Origin of the sequence: Pseudoalteromonas sp. GCY, assembly GCF_016695175.1 — a bacterium.
Classification (GTDB): Bacteria; Pseudomonadota; Gammaproteobacteria; order Enterobacterales; family Alteromonadaceae; genus Pseudoalteromonas.
Genome location: NZ_CP068023.1, coordinates 2,368,616 through 2,389,238, shown reverse-complemented (window position 1 = coordinate 2,389,238; position 20,623 = coordinate 2,368,616). Strand labels below are relative to the sequence as shown.

20 protein-coding genes and 1 pseudogene are annotated in these 20,623 nt (G+C 43.5%); 12 read left to right on the top strand and 9 right to left on the bottom strand.

What is annotated here, in order from left to right; genetic code table 11:
* Positions 1-7: 7 nt before the first annotated feature.
* Entirely contained in the window at positions 8-577 is a 570-nt protein-coding gene (locus tag JJQ94_RS15825) for an inner membrane-spanning protein YciB (RefSeq protein ID WP_010374069.1), read from the bottom strand.
* Positions 578-699: 122 nt separating this feature from the next.
* Here JJQ94_RS15825 and JJQ94_RS15820 point away from each other — a divergent pair, with 122 nt between their 5' ends.
* Entirely contained in the window at positions 700-972 is a 273-nt protein-coding gene (locus JJQ94_RS15820; RefSeq protein ID WP_099028709.1) for an HU family DNA-binding protein, read from the top strand.
* Positions 973-1,013: 41 nt separating this feature from the next.
* On the opposite strand, the gene trpA is transcribed toward JJQ94_RS15820, so the two are convergent.
* The 6 genes from trpA to JJQ94_RS15790 are packed head-to-tail and all read right to left on the bottom strand — an operon-like array spanning position 1,014 to position 7,531.
* Positions 1,014-1,820 carry a tryptophan synthase subunit alpha gene (gene trpA, locus JJQ94_RS15815; protein WP_099028708.1) on the bottom strand — a complete coding sequence of 269 codons (807 nt, stop codon included), beginning with the start codon at positions 1,818-1,820 and terminating at the stop codon, positions 1,014-1,016.
* The gene (gene trpB / locus JJQ94_RS15810) at positions 1,817-3,001 is read right to left on the bottom strand and encodes a tryptophan synthase subunit beta (RefSeq protein WP_099028707.1); all 1,185 of its coding nucleotides are present in this window, start codon (positions 2,999-3,001) and stop codon (positions 1,817-1,819) included. Before trpB ends, trpA begins: the two co-directional genes overlap by 4 nt.
* A 7-nt stretch (positions 3,002-3,008) precedes the next feature.
* On the bottom strand, positions 3,009-4,373 hold the full coding sequence (gene trpCF / locus JJQ94_RS15805) for a bifunctional indole-3-glycerol-phosphate synthase TrpC/phosphoribosylanthranilate isomerase TrpF (RefSeq protein ID WP_099028706.1): 1,365 nt from the start codon (positions 4,371-4,373) through the stop codon (positions 3,009-3,011).
* Complete coding sequence (gene trpD / locus JJQ94_RS15800; RefSeq protein ID WP_099028705.1) at positions 4,366-5,370, bottom strand: anthranilate phosphoribosyltransferase; 1,005 nt, start codon at positions 5,368-5,370, stop codon at positions 4,366-4,368. The genes trpCF and trpD overlap by 8 nt, the downstream gene beginning before the upstream one ends.
* 9 nt (positions 5,371-5,379) lie before the next feature.
* Positions 5,380-5,961, bottom strand: coding sequence for an aminodeoxychorismate/anthranilate synthase component II (locus tag JJQ94_RS15795; RefSeq protein ID WP_099028704.1), 582 nt, complete (start codon positions 5,959-5,961; stop codon positions 5,380-5,382).
* Entirely contained in the window at positions 5,954-7,531 is a 1,578-nt protein-coding gene (locus JJQ94_RS15790; protein WP_099028703.1) for an anthranilate synthase component 1, read from the bottom strand. The genes JJQ94_RS15795 and JJQ94_RS15790 overlap by 8 nt, the downstream gene beginning before the upstream one ends.
* Before the next feature lie 436 nt (positions 7,532-7,967).
* On the opposite strand from JJQ94_RS15790, the gene rnm reads away from it, so the two are divergent.
* The 6 genes from rnm (at position 7,968) to JJQ94_RS15760 (ending at position 12,211) form a co-directional block, all read left to right on the top strand.
* Positions 7,968-8,813 carry an RNase RNM gene (gene rnm / locus JJQ94_RS15785; protein ID WP_099028702.1) on the top strand — a complete coding sequence of 282 codons (846 nt, stop codon included), beginning with the start codon at positions 7,968-7,970 and terminating at the stop codon, positions 8,811-8,813.
* Between the two features lie 4 nt (positions 8,814-8,817).
* Positions 8,818-9,438, top strand: coding sequence for an L-threonylcarbamoyladenylate synthase (locus tag JJQ94_RS15780; RefSeq protein ID WP_099028701.1), 621 nt, complete (start codon positions 8,818-8,820; stop codon positions 9,436-9,438).
* Positions 9,439-9,449: 11 nt separating this feature from the next.
* Positions 9,450-10,244, top strand: coding sequence for a segregation and condensation protein A (locus JJQ94_RS15775; protein WP_099028700.1), 795 nt, complete (start codon positions 9,450-9,452; stop codon positions 10,242-10,244).
* 53 nt (positions 10,245-10,297) lie between these two features.
* Entirely contained in the window at positions 10,298-10,885 is a 588-nt protein-coding gene (gene scpB, locus JJQ94_RS15770; RefSeq protein ID WP_010378581.1) for an SMC-Scp complex subunit ScpB, read from the top strand.
* Positions 10,882-11,742, top strand: a complete 861-nt coding sequence (gene rluB, locus JJQ94_RS15765; protein ID WP_010604963.1) for a 23S rRNA pseudouridine(2605) synthase RluB — start codon at positions 10,882-10,884, stop codon at positions 11,740-11,742. Before scpB ends, rluB begins: the two co-directional genes overlap by 4 nt.
* A gap of 64 nt (positions 11,743-11,806) precedes the next feature.
* On the top strand, positions 11,807-12,211 hold the full coding sequence (locus tag JJQ94_RS15760; protein WP_099028699.1) for a GFA family protein: 405 nt from the start codon (positions 11,807-11,809) through the stop codon (positions 12,209-12,211).
* Positions 12,212-12,265: 54 nt separating this feature from the next.
* On the opposite strand, the gene JJQ94_RS15755 is transcribed toward JJQ94_RS15760, so the two are convergent.
* Positions 12,266-13,009, bottom strand: a complete 744-nt coding sequence (locus JJQ94_RS15755; RefSeq protein ID WP_010604961.1) for a YciK family oxidoreductase — start codon at positions 13,007-13,009, stop codon at positions 12,266-12,268.
* A 196-nt stretch (positions 13,010-13,205) separates the two neighbouring features.
* Here JJQ94_RS15755 and JJQ94_RS15750 point away from each other — a divergent pair, with 196 nt between their 5' ends.
* The 3 genes from JJQ94_RS15750 (at position 13,206) to JJQ94_RS15740 (ending at position 17,174) form a co-directional block, all read left to right on the top strand.
* Positions 13,206-15,635 (top strand): VolA/Pla-1 family phospholipase, encoded by a 2,430-nt coding sequence (locus JJQ94_RS15750; protein ID WP_099028698.1) that lies wholly within the window; start codon positions 13,206-13,208, stop codon positions 15,633-15,635.
* Between the two features lie 103 nt (positions 15,636-15,738).
* The gene (gene sohB / locus JJQ94_RS15745) at positions 15,739-16,752 is read left to right on the top strand and encodes a protease SohB (protein WP_099028697.1); all 1,014 of its coding nucleotides are present in this window, start codon (positions 15,739-15,741) and stop codon (positions 16,750-16,752) included.
* Positions 16,753-16,865: 113 nt separating this feature from the next.
* Complete coding sequence (locus JJQ94_RS15740) at positions 16,866-17,174, top strand: hypothetical protein (RefSeq protein ID WP_099028696.1); 309 nt, start codon at positions 16,866-16,868, stop codon at positions 17,172-17,174.
* Between the two features lie 715 nt (positions 17,175-17,889).
* Here the strand turns inward: JJQ94_RS15740 and JJQ94_RS15735 are convergent.
* Positions 17,890-18,267: pseudogene (locus JJQ94_RS15735) on the bottom strand (transposase); the annotation flags it as partial.
* Between the two features lie 345 nt (positions 18,268-18,612).
* On the opposite strand from JJQ94_RS15735, the gene JJQ94_RS15730 reads away from it, so the two are divergent.
* The gene (locus tag JJQ94_RS15730; protein ID WP_099028695.1) at positions 18,613-19,077 is read left to right on the top strand and encodes a hypothetical protein; all 465 of its coding nucleotides are present in this window, start codon (positions 18,613-18,615) and stop codon (positions 19,075-19,077) included.
* 362 nt (positions 19,078-19,439) lie between these two features.
* Positions 19,440-20,537 carry an ISAs1 family transposase gene (locus JJQ94_RS15725; RefSeq protein ID WP_201435428.1) on the top strand — a complete coding sequence of 366 codons (1,098 nt, stop codon included), beginning with the start codon at positions 19,440-19,442 and terminating at the stop codon, positions 20,535-20,537.
* The last annotated feature ends 86 nt before the right edge of the window (positions 20,538-20,623 follow it).

The window sequence follows — 20,623 nt, the reverse complement described above, 5'->3', positions numbered from 1 at the left end:
TGAATGGTTACTCTTCAGGTAAATATTTTTGAATTTTAAACATGGTAAAGAGGAGTGCTACGAAGGTGATCCCAATTAAACCAAAGACTTTAAAGTTCACCCAAAAATCAAGAGAGAAATGGTACGCAACGTAAAGGTTTAGGCCTGCGATGAAGAAAAGTAATACTGCCCAAAATAGATTTAATTGGTCGCAGTCTTTGGCAGGTAAATCAATATCAATCTCGCTTTTTTCTTTCTCAGCAACTGACTTTAACACGCCTTCGAGTGCGCCTTTTACCAAGTTTTTATTAAACAGGTATCTGGATATGAGTAGTGCCGCACCTAAAATGGCATAAATAATAGTGGCTTTCCATTTAATAAACTGCTCATCATGGAAGAAAATCGTCATCCCACCAAGGATCAATGCAATCGCTAGGAATACCCAATGACGCTTTGCGACTTCGCGCTTAGTGATGTATTGGTGTGCGACCTGAATTAGAGAGGCGATGATTAGCACTCCCGTTGCCCAAAAAATATCGACAAACTTATAAACCGCAAAAAATAAGATGAGCGGTAAGTACTCAATTAAAAATGACATTTTTTATCCTAACAAAGTTGGTTGTAAGGGTTTTACCAAGATACGGCGAGAACATCAACATTGACTTTCTTTGATGAAACCCATAGCCTGCTGCGCTCATTCAATGGTTCAGAGGTATTTGCATGAATAAGAGCGATTTAGTTACAAAAATGGCGGAAATTAGTGGATTAACAAAGAAAGATTCACAGGCGGTGTTAAATGTCATTTTACAGGTCACTAAAAAGCGCTTGTCAGAAGGTGATCAGATGCAAATCAATGGACTTGGAACATTCGCGTTAAGTTATCATCCCCCAAAGCAAGGACGTAATCCTCAAACAGGTGAGACTATCACCATTGAGGGACAAAACAAGGTATTGTTTAAGCCAGCTAAAGCCTTGAAAGATAACTTGCGTTAATATTAGAAAAGCCAGTGTCTAACACTGGCTTGACAGTAATATTACTTCTGCGTTGCAGCTTTCATTCGCTCAACAAAGGTTTTTAGCTCAAAGCACATGGTGCTAGGGTCATCCAAATGTTTTTCGATGATTTTTACCACCGCCGAGCCACTAATTGCACCTGCCGCACCTGAGCTAATCGCATGTTTTACATGCTCCGGTTCAGAAATACCAAACCCTAGCAGGGGCGGCGCAGCATGATACTCGATAAGTTTGGTTATCATCTCTGTTGCTGGCATTTGTGCCGTCGTTTCTGTGCCAGTAACACCTGCGCGCGAAAGTAAATAAGTATAGCCACGACCTCGGGTGGCGCATTCTCGTAACGTATCATCACAGGCATTCGGTGTGGCAATGAAAATAGGCGCGATGTCATTTGCCATTGCAGTGAGCCTAAACGGTTTAGCTTCGTGCAGTGGCACATCAGCAACTAAGATAGAATCCACACCCGCAGTCTTGGCGTCTTGATAAAACTGCTCAATACCCCGAGCAAAAATCAAGTTTGAGTAAAGCAACAAACCAATTGGAATATCGCTATTGTAACGACGAATTTCAGCGATGATCTCAAGACAGTCTTGCGTATTAACATCTTGCTCTAATGCACGGATGTTAGCAGCTTGGATAACAGGACCATCGGCGATGGGATCGGAAAACGGAATACCGAGCTCCAATGCATCAGCACCACCGTCAATCAGACTTTTGATGATCTCAATACTGAGAGCCTTATTGGGATCGCCAATCGTCACGAAAGGAACAAATGCACCTTGGTTTTTTTCATTTAAGTGCGCGAACATCGCGTCATAACGTCTCATAGTTCACCTCGCTCAGATAGTACCTGGTGGACGTGAGCTAAGTCTTTGTCTCCGCGACCACTTAAGTTAACAACAATCACCGTTTCTTCGGTTTGCGCTTCTGCATATTTTAGTGCGTATGCCAGAGCATGGCTTGACTCTAGGGCTGGAATAATACCTTCGTGTTTAGCAAGCGCTTGAAAGGCATTTAATGCTTCAGTGTCGGTAATGCCAACATATTGCGCGCGGCCCGTTTCATGAAGGTAGGCGTGTTGTGGACCAACAGCTGGGTAGTCAAGACCCGCAGATACAGAGTAAGACTCTTCGATTTGGCCATCTTTGTTCTGCATGATATAGGTATAGGCACCGTGCAAAATACCTTTAGTACCCTTACATAATGCAGCGCCGTGTTCATCGGTATCTAAGCCCTTACCAGCCGGCTCCACGCCAATTAATTTAACGTCTTTTTCATCAATAAAGTCTGCGAACATACCAATAGCATTTGAGCCGCCGCCCACACATGCGATAACCGCATCTGGCAAACGACCTTCGGCTTTTAGTATTTGCTGTTTAGCTTCTTCACCAATCATTTTTTGGAATTCGCGGACAATCGTCGGGAATGGGTGAGGACCGGCAGCCGTTCCGAGTAAATAGTGCGCCGTTTTGTAGTTTGCAGACCAGTCACGTAATGCTTCATTTACCGCGTCTTTTAATGTGCCTGAGCCGGCAGTAACTGGGATAACTTCCGCACCCATCAAACGCATTCTAAATACGTTTGGTTGCTGACGCTCAACATCTTTAGCCCCCATGTATACCCGGCACTTTAAGCCGAGTAAGGAGCAGGCTAGGGCGGTTGCAACACCATGTTGTCCAGCGCCGGTTTCAGCGATGACTTCTTTTTTTCCCATACGTTTGGTTAAGAGCGCCTGACCTAACACTTGGTTGGTCTTGTGTGCACCACCATGAAGTAAATCTTCACGCTTCAAGTACAGTTTAACCTTAGGGTTTTTAACTAAGTTGCGTGTCTTGGTCAGTGGTGTTGGTCGACCCGCAAATTCATTCAAAAGTTGATAAAACTCCTGCTGAAATTCTGGGTCTTTTTGTGATTTATAAAATTCCTGTTCTAACTGCTTTAACGCAGGTACGAGTAACTCGGGCACAAACATGCCTCCGAAGTCACCAAAATAAGCTGAATTACTCATGTCCACCTCAATATTTTCGAATTTGTGTAAACGCGTTAGCGATTTTTTGAGCGCATTTTTTACCAGGCGATTGCTCAACACCTGAATTTAGGTCAAGTCCATCGGCACCTATATTGACGGCACCGTGAATGTTGTCGGGGGTTAGGCCGCCAGCCAACATATAATTGCTCGAACTACGATTTAATAGCTGCCAATCAAACACTTGCCCCGTGCCACCAAATGCAGTATCGGTTTTGGTATCATACAACTGTTTGTCTACGCCAGCGAAGGGGCTTGGCAGTGTTGTGTCCACCCCCTGTGCTTTCCAAATTTGACAGGTAACTGGAAGTTGTTTTCGCAGGGTATCGATGTACAGTTCATCTTCATTGCCATGTAATTGCACTGCACTCAGTTTTAATATTTGCGCATACTCTGCAACTTGCTCAAGTGGTGCGTTAACGAACACACCAACGTACTTTAGAGGTGCGCTATCGGCGACGGCCTTTGCACAATCAATGTCGACATAACGAGGCGATTTTGGATAAAAGATAAGACCGCCGTATACCGCTCCAGCTTCATAAGCTGCTTGCGCATCTTGGCTTCGAGTAAGACCACACACTTTGTTTTCGCCCAAAATCAAGCGTCTGCAAGCAAGTTCTAAGTCCTGCTCAGCCATCAATGAACTGCCGACCAAAAAGCCGTCACAAATCGGTGATAAGCGCTTCACATCGCGGTGTGTGTATATGCCAGACTCCGAAATCACCACTTTGTCTTCGGGGATTAACTTTCTTAGTTTCTCTGTAGTTGCTAAATCCGTTGATAAGTCTCTCAGATCACGGTTGTTAATACCGATAAGTTCAGCATCTAACGCTAGCGCTCTTGTCACTTCTTCTTCGTTGCTTACTTCCGTTAAAATCGACATATTAAGTGATTTGGCCACGCTCGCTAGTGCCAAATATTCTTCGTCATTTAATACAGACAACATCAAAAGAATGGCATCGCCACCGTGTAAGCGGGCGAGATAAACTTGGTATTCATCAATAAAGAAGTCTTTACAGATCAGAGGCTGATCAACCAGCTTTCTTACCGTGGCAAGGTATTCATAACTGCCTTGAAAGTATTTTTCGTCGGTTAGCACGCTAATACACGTCGCGTACTTACGATAAACACTGGTAATTTCAGTCAAATCAAAATGTGAGCGAATAAGGCCTTTTGAAGGCGACGCCTTTTTGCACTCTAAAATAAATTGTGTCCCAGCTTGCGCCAACGCAGCGGTGAAGTTAAGCGTGGTGGGGGTTACTTCATCGATAAAGTCACTTAACGGACGCTGCGCCTTACGCGCTTTTAATTCTTCGACTTTATCGGCAACAATTTTTTCTAATACGTTAGCCATTACTCACCTCTACAATGTTAGCCAAGGTTGTCATGGCTTTCTTGCTTGCAAGCACTTCGCGTACGTGCTGGCTTGCGGTTTTAAAATCTGACGCCTTATCGGTTAATACCAACAAGGCTGCAACGTTTGCAATGATCGCTGCATTGTGTGCTGCTTCGCCTTCACCATTTAAAATCGCAAGGCTCGCTTTCGCGTTATATTCTGGCGTATCACCAGCAATAGATTCAAGTGAATAGTTTTCTAGTCCAAAATCGCTTGGGGTAACGGTGTATTGCGTCACTTCACCATGCTTTACTTCTGCGACTAGCGTTTCGCCGTGTAGGGCAATTTCATCTGTGCCACTACCGTGAACTACCATCGCTCGTTTCGTGCCTAAGCGGTTTAACGTTTCAGCCATGGGTAAAACAAGGGCAGGGTCGTAAACGCCGAGTAATTGCACCTCTGGCTTGGCTGGATTTGCCAATGGCCCCAGAATATTAAATATCGTGCGCGTTTTTAGTTGCGTGCGAACTGGCATGGCATGTTTTACACCAGCGTGGTAATGCGGTGCAAACAAAAAGGTAAAGCCCGTCTCTGCTAAGCACTTTTCTGCAAGTGCGGGAGTCATATCAATGTTGATCCCAAGTGCTTTTAGTAAATCCGCGGAACCTGATTTACTGCTCACGCTGCGGTTACCGTGTTTGACCATATTAATACCACATGCTGCGGCGACAATGGCGGCGGTGGTACTCACGTTGATGGTATTTGTGCCATCGCCACCCGTACCACAGCTGTCTGCTGCGAGTAGGTCTTGCTTGTCAAATGCGGTGGCATGGTCACGCATAGCCTGAGCTGCTCCGGCTATTTCCGCCGCTGTTTCACCTTTAAACTTTAGCGCAAGCAGCGCTGCGGTAAGTTCGATGTCGCTCAGTTGTCCAGCCATAATATCGCTAAACAAGGATTTGGCGGCGTCGAACGATAAATCTTGTTGCTGTAATAGAGGTTGTAACTTTTCCATCGTGCTCTCCTAAGCGCTAAGGTACGCGATACTTTGTTGTAATAGCTGAGCGCCATTGGGGGTCAATATTGATTCTGGGTGAAATTGATAGCCAATCACTTTGTGTTCACTGTGATAGATAGCCATCGGAATGGCCTGGTATCTCGCGATCACTTGTAGTGCTGGTGGTACGCTTGTTGCCATCAGAGAGTGATAACGCGCCACGGGGAATTGTGTCCCAAGTCCGGCAAATACCGGATGCTCATCCGCTTCAATAATAGAAGATTTGCCATGTACCGTCTCACCCGCTTTGCCAACTTCACCACCATAACTTTGGGTTATGGCTTGTTGACCGAGGCAAATCCCAAGCATGGGGAATTTACCTTTACATAGCTCAATTAACTCGAGCAAACAGCCTGCTTCCGATGGCGCGCCAGGTCCAGGTGATAAAACTAAGATCACAGGATCAACCTCTGCACACATTTTATTGAAAATGGTTTCGGCAGAGATATTGTTACGATAAACGACCAAGTCGAGTCCTAACAAACTAAGCTCATCCACAAGGTTATAACTGAAAGAATCAAAATTATCTAAAAAGTATACCTTAGTCATGGTTTGCTCCTTCATACGTGGACTGCACTGCTTTAATCACTGCCATGGCCTTAGCTTTAGTTTCATTTGCTTCGCTTTGTGGATTTGAGTCAAACACAACACCCGCGCCCGCTTGCACGTAAGCAACGTTATTTTTTACAAACGCGGAGCGAATTACGATGCAGCTGTCCATCGCGCCATTGCCCATCAAATAACCTACCGCGCCGCCGTAACTACCACGACGCTGCTTTTCTGTATGGCGAACAAGTTCTGCGGCTTTAACTTTTGGCGCGCCGACGAGAGTGCCCATATTCATACAAGCCTGATAGGCGTGAAGCGCATCTAAATCCGGCTTTAATTGGCCAACGACGCGTGATACTAAATGCATGACTTGTGAATAGCGGTCCACTTTCAATAATTCTTTTGCGTGTCGAGTACCTGCAATACTGATCCGCGCGACATCGTTACGGGCAAGGTCAACCAGCATAAGGTGCTCTGCACGCTCTTTTTGATCGTTGCGCAGTTCAAGTTCAATGCGGCTATCTAAATCCGGATTGATACTACCATCAGCAAACTTACCTCGTGGTCTCGTTCCTGCGATGGGATAGACTTCAACTTGGTTACTCTGCTCACAGTATTTGAGTGCCGACTCTGGAGATGCGCCAAATAGCACAAAGCGTTCATCCTTCATATAAAACATGTAAGGACTAGGGTTTTGTAGTTTGAGCTGTTTATAGGCGGCGAGTGAGTTATGGCAAGGGAGTGAAAAAGTACGAGAGGGAACGACTTGAAAGATGTCACCGTTGATAATGTTGGTTTTCAACTTTTCAACGTGTTGACAATATTCGTCGTCACTCACATTGACTTTGAGTTCTGCGCCGCCACATTGCGGCTCAAACTGAAATTCAGTGATTTGGTCACACTGACTGTTTAGCTCTTCCAACTGTTTGCCTACTTCAAAACAATTGGCGTGAACCTCAGGGCCATTGAAAACATTGCCAATGAGCTCAGTGGTTTGTGCTTGATGATCGATCACAACTAAGGTTTCGGCGAGATAGAAAACATAGTCGGGACAGTCGTTGTCCCCATCTGGTACTTCAGGAAGTTGCTCGAAGTTTGCCACCATATCATAGGCGAATACACCACCTAAAAAGACGGAAAATGGCGTGTCTGAGTTACGTTTGATTTCATTGATACAAGTTCTGAGCGCACTAAAGGCGTTATCCGCTTTTAGTTTTGTATGCTCATCAATGTCACTTTCAAATGCGTTGTACGTGAGCGTCAAGGTATTATCATTGAGGATCACGTCACAGTTTGTGACCTTTTGTGCAAGATACGGCAGCAACTGAACACCATTGTTAGACAAGGCTTTGGCAATGACTTGGGCGCCGTTACATTCGAATCGAATTGCACTATCCACAAGCACGATACTTTTCACATTGTCTTTAGACTCTATTTCTGCTGATTCGAGCAGTAACGAGTTTGCTTTGTTTAAACCTGCGTATAAAGACAGTGGGCTGGCAATATAATCGCGCCTTTGTCTTATGCTGGTGACCTCACCTGGTGTGGTCGTTATATGACTAAAAATCAAACCTCATTCCTCTTAATTTCTAGATATTCTGTTTAGAAAATAAAAAACCCCCGAAAGCTAAGCTCTGCGGGGGTTATTGTTCAGACACAACAATACCGTCCCGCTAGGGCATCCACCACCACCAAATTGTGTTTACTGTGATATTGTTGTTCATATAAGCCTCTAAAAAGTATAAAAAAACCCGCGACATTGCGCGGGTTGATAAATCGTAGATATAACGAAACACACCCGCTTAGTTCGAGTGCCACCACCAAATGTTTTTTTGAATTTGTTTGTTCATTTGTGAATATTTCGTTGTTTAATCTAAATTAGCTACAGTAAACCCTATTCTTGCTACAAGTGTCAAGGGCAAATATCAGAAAATAACCTAAGGTCGTATCAGTTAACTTGTGATATAATCAAAACGTTGATAATTCATAGAGATAGTTAATACATTTTGATTAAATATGACCTCCACAGCCATACTACTTTTTCCGATGGCCGCTTAGCTGTTGATGAATTGCTTGAGCGAGCAACGGAAAAAGGCGTTGATATTCTTGCAATTACAGATCATGACACGATAGATGCGATCCAGCCTGCCCGTGACTACATTAACCAAAATAATCTCACGTTAGAACTTATTAATGGCGTTGAAATTTCCACAAAATGGGAAAGCTTTGAGATCCATATCGTTGGATTAAATTTTGACCCTGAGCATGATGCATTAACAAAGTTGCTGCACGAGCAGCAGCAAAAGCGAGAAGCCAGAGCAAAAGAAATCGGCGAGCGATTAGCCAAAAAGGGCTATGAGCATGTCTACGAAGATGCCCTTGCACTTGCCCAAACTGCGCAGATCACCAGAGCGCATTTTGCTCAAGTGCTGGTTGAGCGGGGCGTGGCTAAAAACGTGCAAAGCGTTTTCAATAAATTTTTAGCACGTGGCAAAACTGGGTATGTGCCAAGTCAGTGGTGCGATATACAAACGGCCGTTACTGCTATTCACGCAGCGGGTGGAGTAAGTGTGTTGGCGCATCCTGCTCGATATAAGATGTCGAATAAGTGGCTAAGAAAGTTAATTACTGATTTTAAAGCGGTTGGGGGAGCTGCGATGGAAGTTGCACAGCCGCAGCAAGCGCCTACTGAGCGCCAGTTTTTGGGACGACTAAGTCAAGAGTTTGAATTGTTAGCAAGCCAAGGGTCAGATTTCCACTTCCCAATGCCTTGGGTCGACCTTGGTCGTAACTTGTATTTACCTAAAGATTGTCAAGGAGTTTGGCGTCATTGGGGAGGCAAAGAGGAATAAGCTTATGAGTCAATTTTTTCATATTCACCCAGATAACCCGCAAACGCGTTTAATTCGCCAAGCGGCTGATATTATTGAGCAAGGTGGCGTGGTGGTGTTTCCAACCGACTCCGGCTATGCTATTGGTTGCAACCTCGGTAATAAGCAAGCTAAGGAGCGGATAGAGCGGATCCGCGGTATCGAAAAGCACCATAACTTCACTCTCTTATGCCGTGATCTGTCGGAGCTTTCGACCTATGCCCGTGTCGATAATCAAATGTTTAGGATGATTAAAAATAATACGCCCGGTCCGTACACGTTTATTTTTAAAGGGACGAAAGAAGTTCCTCGTCGTTTGCTCAATGAGAAGAAAAAAACCATCGGGATCCGTGTTACTGATAACCCAATTACTTGCGCGTTGTTGGAAGCACTGGGTGAACCTTTGATGTCATGCTCTTTGATTTTGCCAGGAGAGCAGTTTACTGAGTCCGACCCCGATGATATCCGTATGCGTCTTGAGAAGCACGTAGACTTGATCATTCATGGTGGCTATTTAGTCGAGCAAGCAACCACAGTTATTGATATGTCCGAAGACACCATTGAAATTTTGCGTCGTGGCTGTGGCGATACGTCGCCTTTTGAATAACGCATGTTGAGATGACAGAAGCACTCCAACAGAAATTACCGCTGGCATTTTTACACGGTGAAGCGGTAATTGAAAAGCCGGAAGATCTTTATATTCCCCCCGAAGCCTTAGAAGTTATCTTAGAGACCTTTGAAGGCCCGTTGGACTTACTGCTTTATCTTATTAAAAGACATAAATTAGATATTCTAGAATTACCGATTTTTAGTATTACTCAGCAGTATGTTCAGTATGTTGAAATGATGAAGGACATGCAGCTCGAACTTGCGGGTGAATACTTAGTGATGGCAGCTTTGCTGGCACAAATAAAATCAAGAATGCTACTACCAAAACACGAAGAGTTAGAGGAAGAGGAAGATCCCAGAGCAGAGCTGGTGAGGCGCTTGCAGGAATACGAGCAATTTAAGCAAGCCGCTGAGAACTTAGATGAGATCCCTCGTGTTGAGCGTGATATCTTTGTCGCTCATGCGTTGGTAGACAGTAGTACCGACACTGAGCCAGAATTCCCAGACATTGAACTGAGGGAATTACTTTTGGCGCTGTCGGAAGTGATGGCCCGAGCCAAGACCTTTGAGCACCATCATATATCCGCAGAAGCACTTTCAACCCGAGAGCGTATGAGCTTTATATTGCAATTGCTACGAGAACAGAATAAGCCGGTAGAATTTGCGCGATTCTTCACCTTGGACGAAGGGCGCAGTGGTGTGGTGGTTACTTTTATTGCCATGCTCGAACTCATTAAGGAGCAATTGGTTGACTATATTCAGTCAGCAACGGCAGCGTCGATTTACCTGCATTTAAAAGGCTAGGGGATGGCTGCAGCCTCTGCTATACTCCGCATTTTTATCTTCAAGCATAAAATATGAAAAGACGCGTTAGCGATGAACAACTGGTTGAATTAGTTGAAGCAGCGATTTTCGTTTCAGATAAGCCGTTATCTAAAAAGCGCTTAAAAGAAACTGTGCTGGAAGATATCAGCGTGTCATCACCGCGTATTGATCAGGCACTGGAAACACTGGTAAATCATTATCAAACTCGCGGTGTAAGGCTGGTTGAGGTTGGTACCGGATACCGTTTTCAAGCTTGCCCGAGCTTGAGCCCTTGGCTAAGTAAACTGTGGCAGGAAAAAGCACCAAAATACTCACGTGCTACACTTGAGACTTTGGCATTGATTGCTTACCGACAACCAATCACTCGAGGCGAAATAGAGCAAGTGCGCGGCGTTACCGTGAGTTCTAATATTATCAAAAGCTTGATAGATCGCGAGTGGATAAAAGTGGTGGGTTATAAAGAGGTACCAGGTAAGCCTGCATTGTATGCAACGACAAAACAATTTTTAGATTACTTCTCATTATCTGGTCTTGGGGAACTACCACGATTACCTGAACAACATAATGAGAAAATAGAACAGTTATTAAACGATCCTTCTGTGAGAGAACCATCTGAATGAGTGAAAAACTACAAAAAGTATTGGCAAGAGCTGGCGTTGGCTCAAGACGCGAAATGGAAAAGTATATTGAGTCTAACCGCGTAAGTGTAGATGGAAAAGTTGCCAAACTAGGAGACCGAGTGGAAGAGACTTCGGTGATCCGTGTAGATGGACATATTGTTAAAATAGAGCAGCAAGAAGAGCGCATCTGTCGCGTACTTATGTATCATAAGCCTGAAGGTGAGCTGTGTACTCGTCGCGACCCTCAAGGTCGTCGCACTGTATTTGATAGGCTACCAAAGTTAGATGGTGACCGTTGGATAGCAATTGGGCGATTAGATATCAATACATCAGGCCTGTTGCTCTTTACCAATGATGGTGAGCTCGCTAATCGCTTGATGCATCCAAAATACGAAGTCGAGCGTGAGTATTCTGCCCGGGTATTTGGTGAAGTAACAAACCAAACGTTGCGTACATTAACCAAAGGCGTTGAGCTAGAAGACGGTCCTGCAAAATTCCTTAAGATTAAGCCACTTGGTGGTGAAGGTCTGAATAAGTGGTTCAATGTAACGCTGACCGAAGGGCGTAATCGTGAAGTCAGGCGTCTTTGGCAGTCGCAAGATGTTGAAGTGTCGCGTTTGATCCGTATCCGTTATGGTAAATTGGAGCTTAACAAGCGCTTGCCACAAGGTGGATGGGAAGAATTAAAATTAGAAGATGTTAACTACTTACGTAAATCGGTAAGCATGAGAGCCGAGCAGCAAACTAAGTTGTCGGTCATGCCAGAAAAGCGCAAAGACAAGCGCGCGAAAATCAATAAGATCCGCAAAGCAGTGAAAAAGCATAATCAAAGGGTCAAAACCCCAAGAAGAAAGTAATTTAAGCTTTTTTAAAACACCAGCCTAGTGAGCTGGTGTTTTTGTATTTGATAAGGAGATGCAAATGAAAGAGATGTTTTCTGGTAGTTGTCTGTGTGGTCAGGTTAAATATCTTGTAGAGGGCAATGCACAGGGCTTTTATTTATGTCATTGTAAGTATTGTCAAAAAGACACAGGCTCCGCACATGCTGCGAATTTATTTTTTCAAAATGCAGTGCTAACTTGGCTTACGGGCGAAAAGTTAATTACACGCTTTACTTTACCGAATACTAAGCACGTTAAAGCCTTTTGTGCTTGTTGTGGCTCGGCATTACCAAACCAGCAGCCTGTTGGTTTAGTGGTACCTGCCGGTAGTTTAGATGATGCACCGAGCCTAACGCCAACTGCACACCTATTTATCGCGAGCAAAGCGAAGTGGGATGAAAAATTAGAGCAAGTGCTGGCGTTTGAAACCTTGCCGAGAGATTAACTTAAATAATATAGAAGGCTGCAATTGTGGATTTGCAGCCTTTTAAAGTACTAGTTAGTAGGTTTGGGCATCTAAAGATTGGCCATTAACCCCGATAGAGTCATCAGACATCAAGTACAGGTATGTTGGCATTAATTCTTCAGGTGTTTTTAGTTTATCTTTATCTTCACCAGGGAATGCTGATGCACGCATACTTGTTCTTGTCGCGCCTGGGTTAATGCAGTTGATACGAATATTGGTTTTACCCACTTCTTCGGCCCAAGTTTGCATCATACCTTCGGTTGCGAATTTAGAAATTGCATATGCTCCCCAAAACTCACGACCTTTACGTCCTACACCCGATGAAGTGAAGACGATAGAAGCGTTAGGTGCTTTTCTCATTACTGGGAATAGCGATTTAGTGATCACCGCTTGGGCTGTTACGTTTACCTTCATTATGTTTTCAAAGGTTGAAACGCAAAAGTGTTCCATTGGACCTAAAGAGCCTAAAATAGACGCATTATTTAGCAAGCCATCAAGCTTCCCAAATTGCTGCTCGATAGTGGCAGCCAAGTCTCGGAAGTGTTGTTTGGTTGCACCACGTAAATCTAAAGGTACAATTGCAGGCTGTGGGTAACCGGCGTTAACAATTTCATCATAAACGGCTTCTAGTTTACTGGTGGTTTTGCCCAATAAAATAACCGTTGCACCATATTTGGCGTAATTAATTGCCGCAACACGGCCGATGCCGTCGCCAGCACCTGTTACTAGTATCGTTTTATTCGCAAGTGCGTTTTCAGGAGCTTGATAAGTCTGCATTCTGGACTCCAATTAAGATGTTTGGGCTATTTTATCACAATGCGGTAGCAAGTTAGCGAATTTATTGTAAATATGGCTGGCGAAATAACAAAGTTTGAGTTAAGTTTAACTGGTCTAATGTCTTATTAAAAATGCAATTACATAGATTTAACGAGAATTATCACAATAATAATAAGATTATGTCGGAGCCTATAAAATGAAAAAAATGCTACTCTCACTCGCAGTATCAGCAGCACTTGCTGGCTGTGGAGGCGGTGAAACGTTAGAAGATGTAAAAAATGATACAACACCCGTTTCTCCAACGATTTCTGTTAAATTTGATCCATCAGGTGGTGTGATCTCAGTTCCAAACGATATCCTTTTATCCGGCACTCAAGACGGTACCTTAAATCTACCTGACGAAATGTTAGGAGTGAAAGATGGTGAAGGTAACCCTCTGGTAACGCGTGCAAGCTACGCCAACCCAAGTATTGTGATTGGCGCCTTAGATGGTTGGTCGACACAAATGCCTTATGTTATCGACATGACGACACCGAATGGTTTGACACTTGATGCGCAAAGCGTCATAACTCCGGGCGCTGTACGAATTTTTGAAGTTGCAATGGGTGGACCATTACAAACCGACGAAGACTGTGCTCAGGTGCCTTCAGGTATCGCTTGTAAGCCAATTGCTGAATTACAATTTGGCCCTGATGGTGATTTCGTTACCATGGCTAATAGCACAGGTAACGGTTTAGTTATTATCCCAGTAAAACCACTCAAACCAGAAACTACGTATATCACCGTTTTGACCAAAGCTCTTAAAGACTCAAAAGGCCAAAGTGTAGATGCTTCTTCAACTTATACGTTGTTGCGCCAAGACGCGCCATTGGTAACAGATGCTCAGAAGTCTCTACAGGCTGTGATTCGTAGCTATGAAGGGGCGGTAACTGCAGCGGGCTCGGTGAGTAAAGAAGAGATTATATATACTGCTGCAATGACGACACAGTCGACTGGTCACGCATTGGCGGCGACTAAGCAATTGTTAGCCGCTAAACTACAAGGCGGTGCTAACCCTGTTGTCGCTGTACCTGCACAACCTGTGATCACCGTTGCAGATGCACTTGCAGGAAAAGTGCCTGATGCTATTTTACCTGCTTTTAGAAGCGTGCGGTTATTGCAAGGTCAAATACAACTACCTCAGTACTTATCACAACCAAAAAATAAAGATATCTCTGCGCTAGCTGACACCTATTGGCAAGCACGCTGCGACAGCGCGGTGGCTGTCGCTGGATATGCGGCGCAAGCTGGTGGTTTACCAGAGCCAACAGAACCAAATGATATCGCTTGTAATACACTTTCGGGTGGAAAGTTGAGAGATTTAGGTTTAGATGGTACTAAGTTCTTGACTAAGTATAATCCAATCCCTAAAGAGCAGTGGCTTGCTAATGTTCCTGTGCAAATCACAATGCCTGCGGATGAGTCTCAGCGCCCAGAAGGCGGCTGGCCTGTTGTTATCTTGCAACATGGTATCACGAGTAAAAAAGAAGACATGCTTGGCTTGACGTTGTCATTAACACAAGCTGGATTTGCCACAGTTGCGATTGATCACCCAATGCACGGTGCTCGCGGTTTAGATATCGATGGTGATGGCACAGATGATTTTAATGCTTCGACAGGTAGCGTGTTGTCATACATGAATCTAACATCGTTGTTGGTTGCGCGTGATAACTTAAAGCAATCAGCAGCAGATTTAATAGGTTTACGTTTAGGCTTAAACTTTATTAATCTGGCATCTGGCGGTCAAGTTAACTTTAATACCCAGCAAGTTAGTTACTTAGGTCACTCGCTTGGTTCGGTTGTAGGCCCAAGCTTCCTCGCTCAAACTAATGCACCATTAAATCCAGCAATTGATGGTTTCTTTAAAGTTGAGTCAGCAGCACTTGCAAGTGGTGGCTCGGGCATTGCTAATTTCTTGATTGAGTCAAAATCATTTGGCCCGTTTGTTCAAGGCTCCGTGTTAAGCTCTGCAGGTAACCTAGCATCGCAAGCATTTAATGCCTATCTGCAAGAAGGCGCAATTGCTGACTGTGGTACGTTTGCTGCGGATCAAAGCAAATATGTTTCTTGTGCATATGGAACGTTTAGAGCGAATTTAGAAGCGGCTGGAGACACCGCGACATTAGAACTGATTGATGGTACGGTGACGCAGTTTGGTTTTGCAGCACAAACCGCATTAGGTAGTGCCGATCCACTTAACTATGCAGCTTCCGTGAAAGCGCTACAAACACCAGTATATATGAGCGTTGTTACGGGTGGTGTTGATGGCAATGCAGCTGACTTGGTTATCCCTCCAACAACAGAACGTAGCTTCTTGTCTGGTAGCTTACCACTTGCTGGTTTCATGGGCTTAATGCCTGCAAGTGAAACGCAAATGAGTCAAGACGGAACACCTAGAAGTTATGTGGTGAAGTTTTCTCAAGGTCACCATAGTTCAATCTTGACGACAGGTTTTGATGAAAAAGCCGGTGGCACAGCAGCAGGACACGCAGCGGCGTCAATCGAAATGCAAACACAAGTTGCAAGCTTCTTGAAGTCAAAGGGTTTGGTTTTACAAGTATCTAACCCGGATGTTGTTGCAAACTAAGACATTTTTCGAGACTATAAAAGGCCGCAGCTAGCGGCCTTTTTTGTGTCTATTTAATATTGAGTTAAATGGGCCCCTTTATGAGCTAAATGAGGAGAACGACTTGGCATTTTTGTTTGAATATGGGTTATTTCTAGCCAAGACAGTAACCATTATCTTTGGTATTGCAGTAGTCATTATTTTGATGGTGGGAGCAAGCTCAAAACCAAAATCGAAAAAGGGTGAAATTGAAGTTACCGATTTAAGCGACAGTCTGGCGCAATCTAAACAGCAGTTTTTGCAGCAAACGCTTGATAAAAAGGCGCTAAAAGCCCTAAATAAGTCGCAATCAAAAGCGCAAAAGAATAAAGATAAAGAAGCAGAGAAAAACGTTTTTTATCTTGAGTTTAACGGAAGTATGGACGCTCACGAAGTCGCGGGTTTAAGAGAAGAGATCAATGCTATTTTAACGATTGCAGATAAAGCAAAGGATCAGGTTGTTGTGTCGGTAGAAAGTGGTGGTGGGGTTGTTCACGGTTATGGACTTGGTGCATCGCAGCTTACGCGCATTAAGCAAGCAGGTATTCCTCTAACTGTCTGTGTAGACAAGGTGGCTGCAAGTGGCGGATATATGATGGCCTGCGTTGCAGATAAGATTATTGCAGCGCCATTTGCAATTATTGGTTCAATCGGTGTGATTGCGCAGATCCCCAACTTCAATCGTTTATTGAAAAAGAATAACGTTGACTTTGAAATGGTAACCGCTGGTGAGTATAAGCGTACACTCACGCTGTTTGGTGAAAATACGGATAAAGGCAGAGAAAAGTTTAAAGAAGAGATTGAAGAAACGCATGGTCTGTTCAAACACTTTGTCTCTGATAATCGTGTCGATCTCGATATTGAGAAAGTGGCCACTGGAGAACATTGGTTTGGTACACAAGCGTTAGAACTTAAACTAGTCGATGAAATCTCAACCAGTGATGATTTACTTATGTCACTAAATGAAAGTCACCAGCTTTATAAGGTGGCTTATAAGGCTAAAAAAGGCGTTGCTGAGAAGTTTGGACTTCAGTTGGGGCTCGCCATTGAACGTTTCTCCGTTAAAGCGTTAACAAAACTAAATCAATCTAAATATTAGTGATTGTTGTTCAGTTTATATCAATAAGCTTTATTTCAAACTATTAACAATACTTTATAGACGGCGTTGTGTTCACAAAGCGCATGACGCCGCGCTCTAAAAGAGAGGTTGTTATGAATAAAGTTATTGTACTTTCTCTACTTACCTTTAGTCTGACTTTAGGTTTAAATCAGGCGAATGCAAAACCGGAGAAGTTACCGCCGGGCCTTGAGAAAAAGTTGAAGCAGGGCAAGTCACTTCCGCCGGGTTGGCAAAAGAAGCTCCAAGTTGGGGATCGCTTAGATCCAGATATCTACGACCATGGCAAAGTGATTTATCGCGACAGAGATCGGGATTTCGTAACGATAAGCGTTGAAGGTAGGGTCATCAGGGTACTTGAAAACACCCTAGAAATTGTCGAAATTCTTAAAGGGATGAGATAAAAAGCATCAACTCTGTGCGGGGCAATTTCCCGTACAGAGTCCAAGTTTAGCAATTTAAGTGTTTGTTCCTCGCCAAAGCGTGTGTTAGTTGTAGCACTTAACTTAACGCCTAATGATCTAGGTATTAAATAACGTCGTCATTCCTTGAGAGTTGTTGTTAGTCCATCTCGGTAAGTGGTAATTTCAAACTCCGTAGAGCGCTGCTTAAATTTATCTGATACAAATATGTTGTCGACTGCATATCGAGGTAACAGTTCTCGTGTTTCTCTTATAGGTCTGCTAAAAATGCTTAGCAGTGATAGCTGCCATTTCTTTAATATTGAATACTTGCCTTGAATGCCACAAATCATTGATGACATATATGGACGCTCAGCTGCTGTCAAGTAATACTCATCCAACAAGGTTGTTTTAACAGCCTTGTTGCTTCTTTTATTTATCTCTCATTTACTATTTGTATGTATTGATAAACAGTCACTTTGAGTCACCCTAAATAAGGTGCTGCTCTGACATATATTCGGGCTTAACTGACTTTCAGCGCCCCTAATGAGTTTCGAACCTAGTCACCCAAAAAGTAGAATACACCCACGCGGCATTGAATGCCTTGCCTATAACGGGTTTAACTAGGTAGGTTTGACCTTTTGTTCATCGTTATGTTTACAGCAATGAGAATATGGCTATCAAGGGCTCATAAACACCCACTCGGGCTCGAGGCCCCAACCAGCTCATCAAGTATCAATTGCTCCGACTCACTGAGTGGCTCTCCTTCAATAAATTTTTGGCTTATCCAATTGCCTTTAAACAACTTGTGCCATCGTATCACAATCGTTTCATCCGACAGGCGCTTAGCCTTTTTATCATCAACATATAAAACAATGTGAGTATGATTACTCATCACAGCATAAGCACAGATATCAATACAAAACACAGACCCCAACATCAGGAGCTTTTCTTCAACCCAACCCCGGCGGTGTTCGTATGATTTTCCAGTAAATTTATCTTCACCGCACAGAAACGCGCGCCTTACGCAACGGGAGATACAGTGGTAGTATTTGGTGTCGGTTAAACTGATTTGTTTTTTACGGGCAGTTGCCATAGTTTGGTTTCCTCAATCCTTTGAGTGCAGAATTAAAGCGTAGGCGGTATCTTAGGAAGGTGCAAATTAGTGGTGGGTGTCAGCGATTTGCTGCGATTTGGCTTCTTGACCAAAATGAACGGTTTGAGCGCCTCGTTATTCTTCACCATAAGCGACTTTAACAAGCTCTTTATAAGTACCTATGCCAATGAAAAGTATGTTATGTTTGTTCATTCATGCTAGCCTCTACTGTTTAGTTATTTGACAAACTAAGTATGGCACTGGCTTTAAGCTAACTCACGAAGAAGCGGAGGCTAGCATCGTGTAGGATTCATTATGTCTAGGCATAGCAGGAAGGAAAAAACCGTGAATAAATTTATATTAGTGTTATTTTGTTTTCTTTTTTCATTTTCTAGTAGTGCAAATGATAATTTCACATCAGAGCAACTAATTGAGAAAGCAAAAGTATTTGTAGCGGCAAAAAACGCGCGTCAACAACCCAATACAACAATTAAAGAGATAGAAAACTATATCTCATTGCTTTCTGATGACTTTATCGATGAACACGTCAAATTTAAATTTACTTATACAGATAAATCTAAACTCCGAGAGGATATGATTAATAAATTAAAAGATGAAATCATCCATAGTTCAATAGAAATAAATGAGGTAATGGTTGGCGCTAATGTCGTCTTTGTAAAAATGACCGAATCAGGTAAAGTAAAGCCTACTCATTTAGATAAAGCGATTGAGTATAGTAAAACCAATATTGTTTCACTTGAGTTTAATAAAGAGGGCTTAATTACGCACATTCGTCGACACCACGGGTAATCTATACTATACAAACGCTTAAATACATTAGCGGTGGGTGTCAGCGTCCATCATCAGCGTCCATCACATCAGCGTCCATCACATCAGCGTTCATCACATCAGCGTTCATAATCAGCGTTCATAATCAGCGATTCGTCCTTCAGCGTTCAATAGAACTACAACATAGAGAGCTTTAGTTGTAGCTAAAACTTGAGTCTCACTTTACCCTAATTTGAGTTGTTATTATTCATACAAAGGCTTTAACCAAGGAACGCAAAATGCGCTCCTTGGGCACGGCGGGATCACACTTTGTAAAAAGGCTTTAACACTCGGTCTTTTTCTGATCTAATAACGCCCACATTATCACTATCTACTTGTTAATTATGTCGTTATTTAGCCACCTTGAACTTGTTGAAGATAAGCGTTCTTCTATCAATCAACATCATGATCTTACTGATGTTTTGTTTCTTATCATCTCGGCGGTTTTATCTGGTTGTGAAGGCTGGAAAGATATCGAGGTGTTCGGGCACAGTAAACTGCCTTGGCTCAGGCAGTTCAGAGCATTTAAGCACGGTATTCCAACGCGACATAGCATTGCACGTATTCTTAAAACAGTAGAAACTGACTCTCTGGTTTTGGCCTTGTTCAGTTGGGTCAACGAACAGCGCTCTCAGTCTGGTAAGCCAATCATTGCGTTTGATGGTAAAACTCTGCGCGGTGCCAGTAAAAAGCGTGAGGATAACTTACATTTGGTGTCTGCTTTTGATTGCGAGTCTGGTTTAACTTTGTATCAGCGAACGGTAGAAAATAAGTCCAATGAGATACCGGCAGTTAGGGCCTTATTAGATGTGCTCGATATTTCAGATTCTATCGTCACACTAGACGCACTACATTGTCAGAAAGCGACACTTTCAGCATTGATTTCAAGAGGGGCTGACTATCTGGTTCAGGTCAAAGCAAATCAGAAAACACTCTATAAAGCAGTCACTTCATGTTTTGAAACAGCCTTTGAAGAAGAAAAGAATTTGCCTGAAGATGTACAAGTCAGCAATGGTCATGGACGTCAGGAAACACGCATCACTTATGCTCTAAACACAGGCAATCTGCCTGAAGAGATAAGAGAAAAATGGCCTGAACTCACTTCGCTAGTCGCGGTTGAAAGACACAAAAAATCCGAGTCGATAACAAAAATAGACACGCACTTTTATGTCACTTCAGTTGAGCCTGATGCACAGATGTTACAAAAAGCTATCCGCCACCATTGGCACATCGAGAACCAGCAGCATTGGGTACTGGATGTGGTGTTTAAGGAAGATGCTTGCCAGATCAGTGAGCCGATTTCGGCGGAAAACATGGCGCTGTTCAGACGGGTCGTTCGCAATCTGGTAAAACAGCACACAGGCCGTAAAGATTCGATACGTGGTAAGTGTGTTCGGGCCAGCTTTGACGATGAATTCAGAGCAGAGCTTATCTTCGGTTAATGGTCGTTAACGAAGTATGCTCTCACCCTGGCTCCTTGGGGGAGTTGTTGCACAGCCTTCACTTTCCTTCAAGGTAATGCTGCTTT

Bases quoted from the DNA above. Each gene is read 5' to 3' on its own strand.
- JJQ94_RS15780 (WP_099028701.1), top strand. From the start codon at position 8,818: ATGAGTCAATTTTTTCATATTCACCCAGATAACCCGCAAACGCGTTTA.
- JJQ94_RS15795 (WP_099028704.1), bottom strand. From the start codon at position 5,961: ATGACTAAGGTATACTTTTTAGATAATTTTGATTCTTTCAGTTATAAC.
- JJQ94_RS15775 (WP_099028700.1), top strand. From the start codon at position 9,450: ATGACAGAAGCACTCCAACAGAAATTACCGCTGGCATTTTTACACGGT.
- trpA (WP_099028708.1), bottom strand. From the start codon at position 1,820: ATGAGACGTTATGACGCGATGTTCGCGCACTTAAATGAAAAAAACCAA.
- JJQ94_RS15725 (WP_201435428.1), top strand. From the start codon at position 19,440: ATGTCGTTATTTAGCCACCTTGAACTTGTTGAAGATAAGCGTTCTTCT.
- JJQ94_RS15755 (WP_010604961.1), bottom strand. From the start codon at position 13,009: ATGCAGACTTATCAAGCTCCTGAAAACGCACTTGCGAATAAAACGATA.
- JJQ94_RS15750 (WP_099028698.1), top strand. From the start codon at position 13,206: ATGAAAAAAATGCTACTCTCACTCGCAGTATCAGCAGCACTTGCTGGC.
- JJQ94_RS15760 (WP_099028699.1), top strand. From the start codon at position 11,807: ATGAAAGAGATGTTTTCTGGTAGTTGTCTGTGTGGTCAGGTTAAATAT.
- trpCF (WP_099028706.1), bottom strand. From the start codon at position 4,373: ATGGCTAACGTATTAGAAAAAATTGTTGCCGATAAAGTCGAAGAATTA.
- JJQ94_RS15820 (WP_099028709.1), top strand. From the start codon at position 700: ATGAATAAGAGCGATTTAGTTACAAAAATGGCGGAAATTAGTGGATTA.
- rluB (WP_010604963.1), top strand. From the start codon at position 10,882: ATGAGTGAAAAACTACAAAAAGTATTGGCAAGAGCTGGCGTTGGCTCA.
- JJQ94_RS15740 (WP_099028696.1), top strand. From the start codon at position 16,866: ATGAATAAAGTTATTGTACTTTCTCTACTTACCTTTAGTCTGACTTTA.
- trpB (WP_099028707.1), bottom strand. From the start codon at position 3,001: ATGAGTAATTCAGCTTATTTTGGTGACTTCGGAGGCATGTTTGTGCCC.
- trpD (WP_099028705.1), bottom strand. From the start codon at position 5,370: ATGGAAAAGTTACAACCTCTATTACAGCAACAAGATTTATCGTTCGAC.
- scpB (WP_010378581.1), top strand. From the start codon at position 10,298: ATGAAAAGACGCGTTAGCGATGAACAACTGGTTGAATTAGTTGAAGCA.
- JJQ94_RS15825 (WP_010374069.1), bottom strand. From the start codon at position 577: ATGTCATTTTTAATTGAGTACTTACCGCTCATCTTATTTTTTGCGGTT.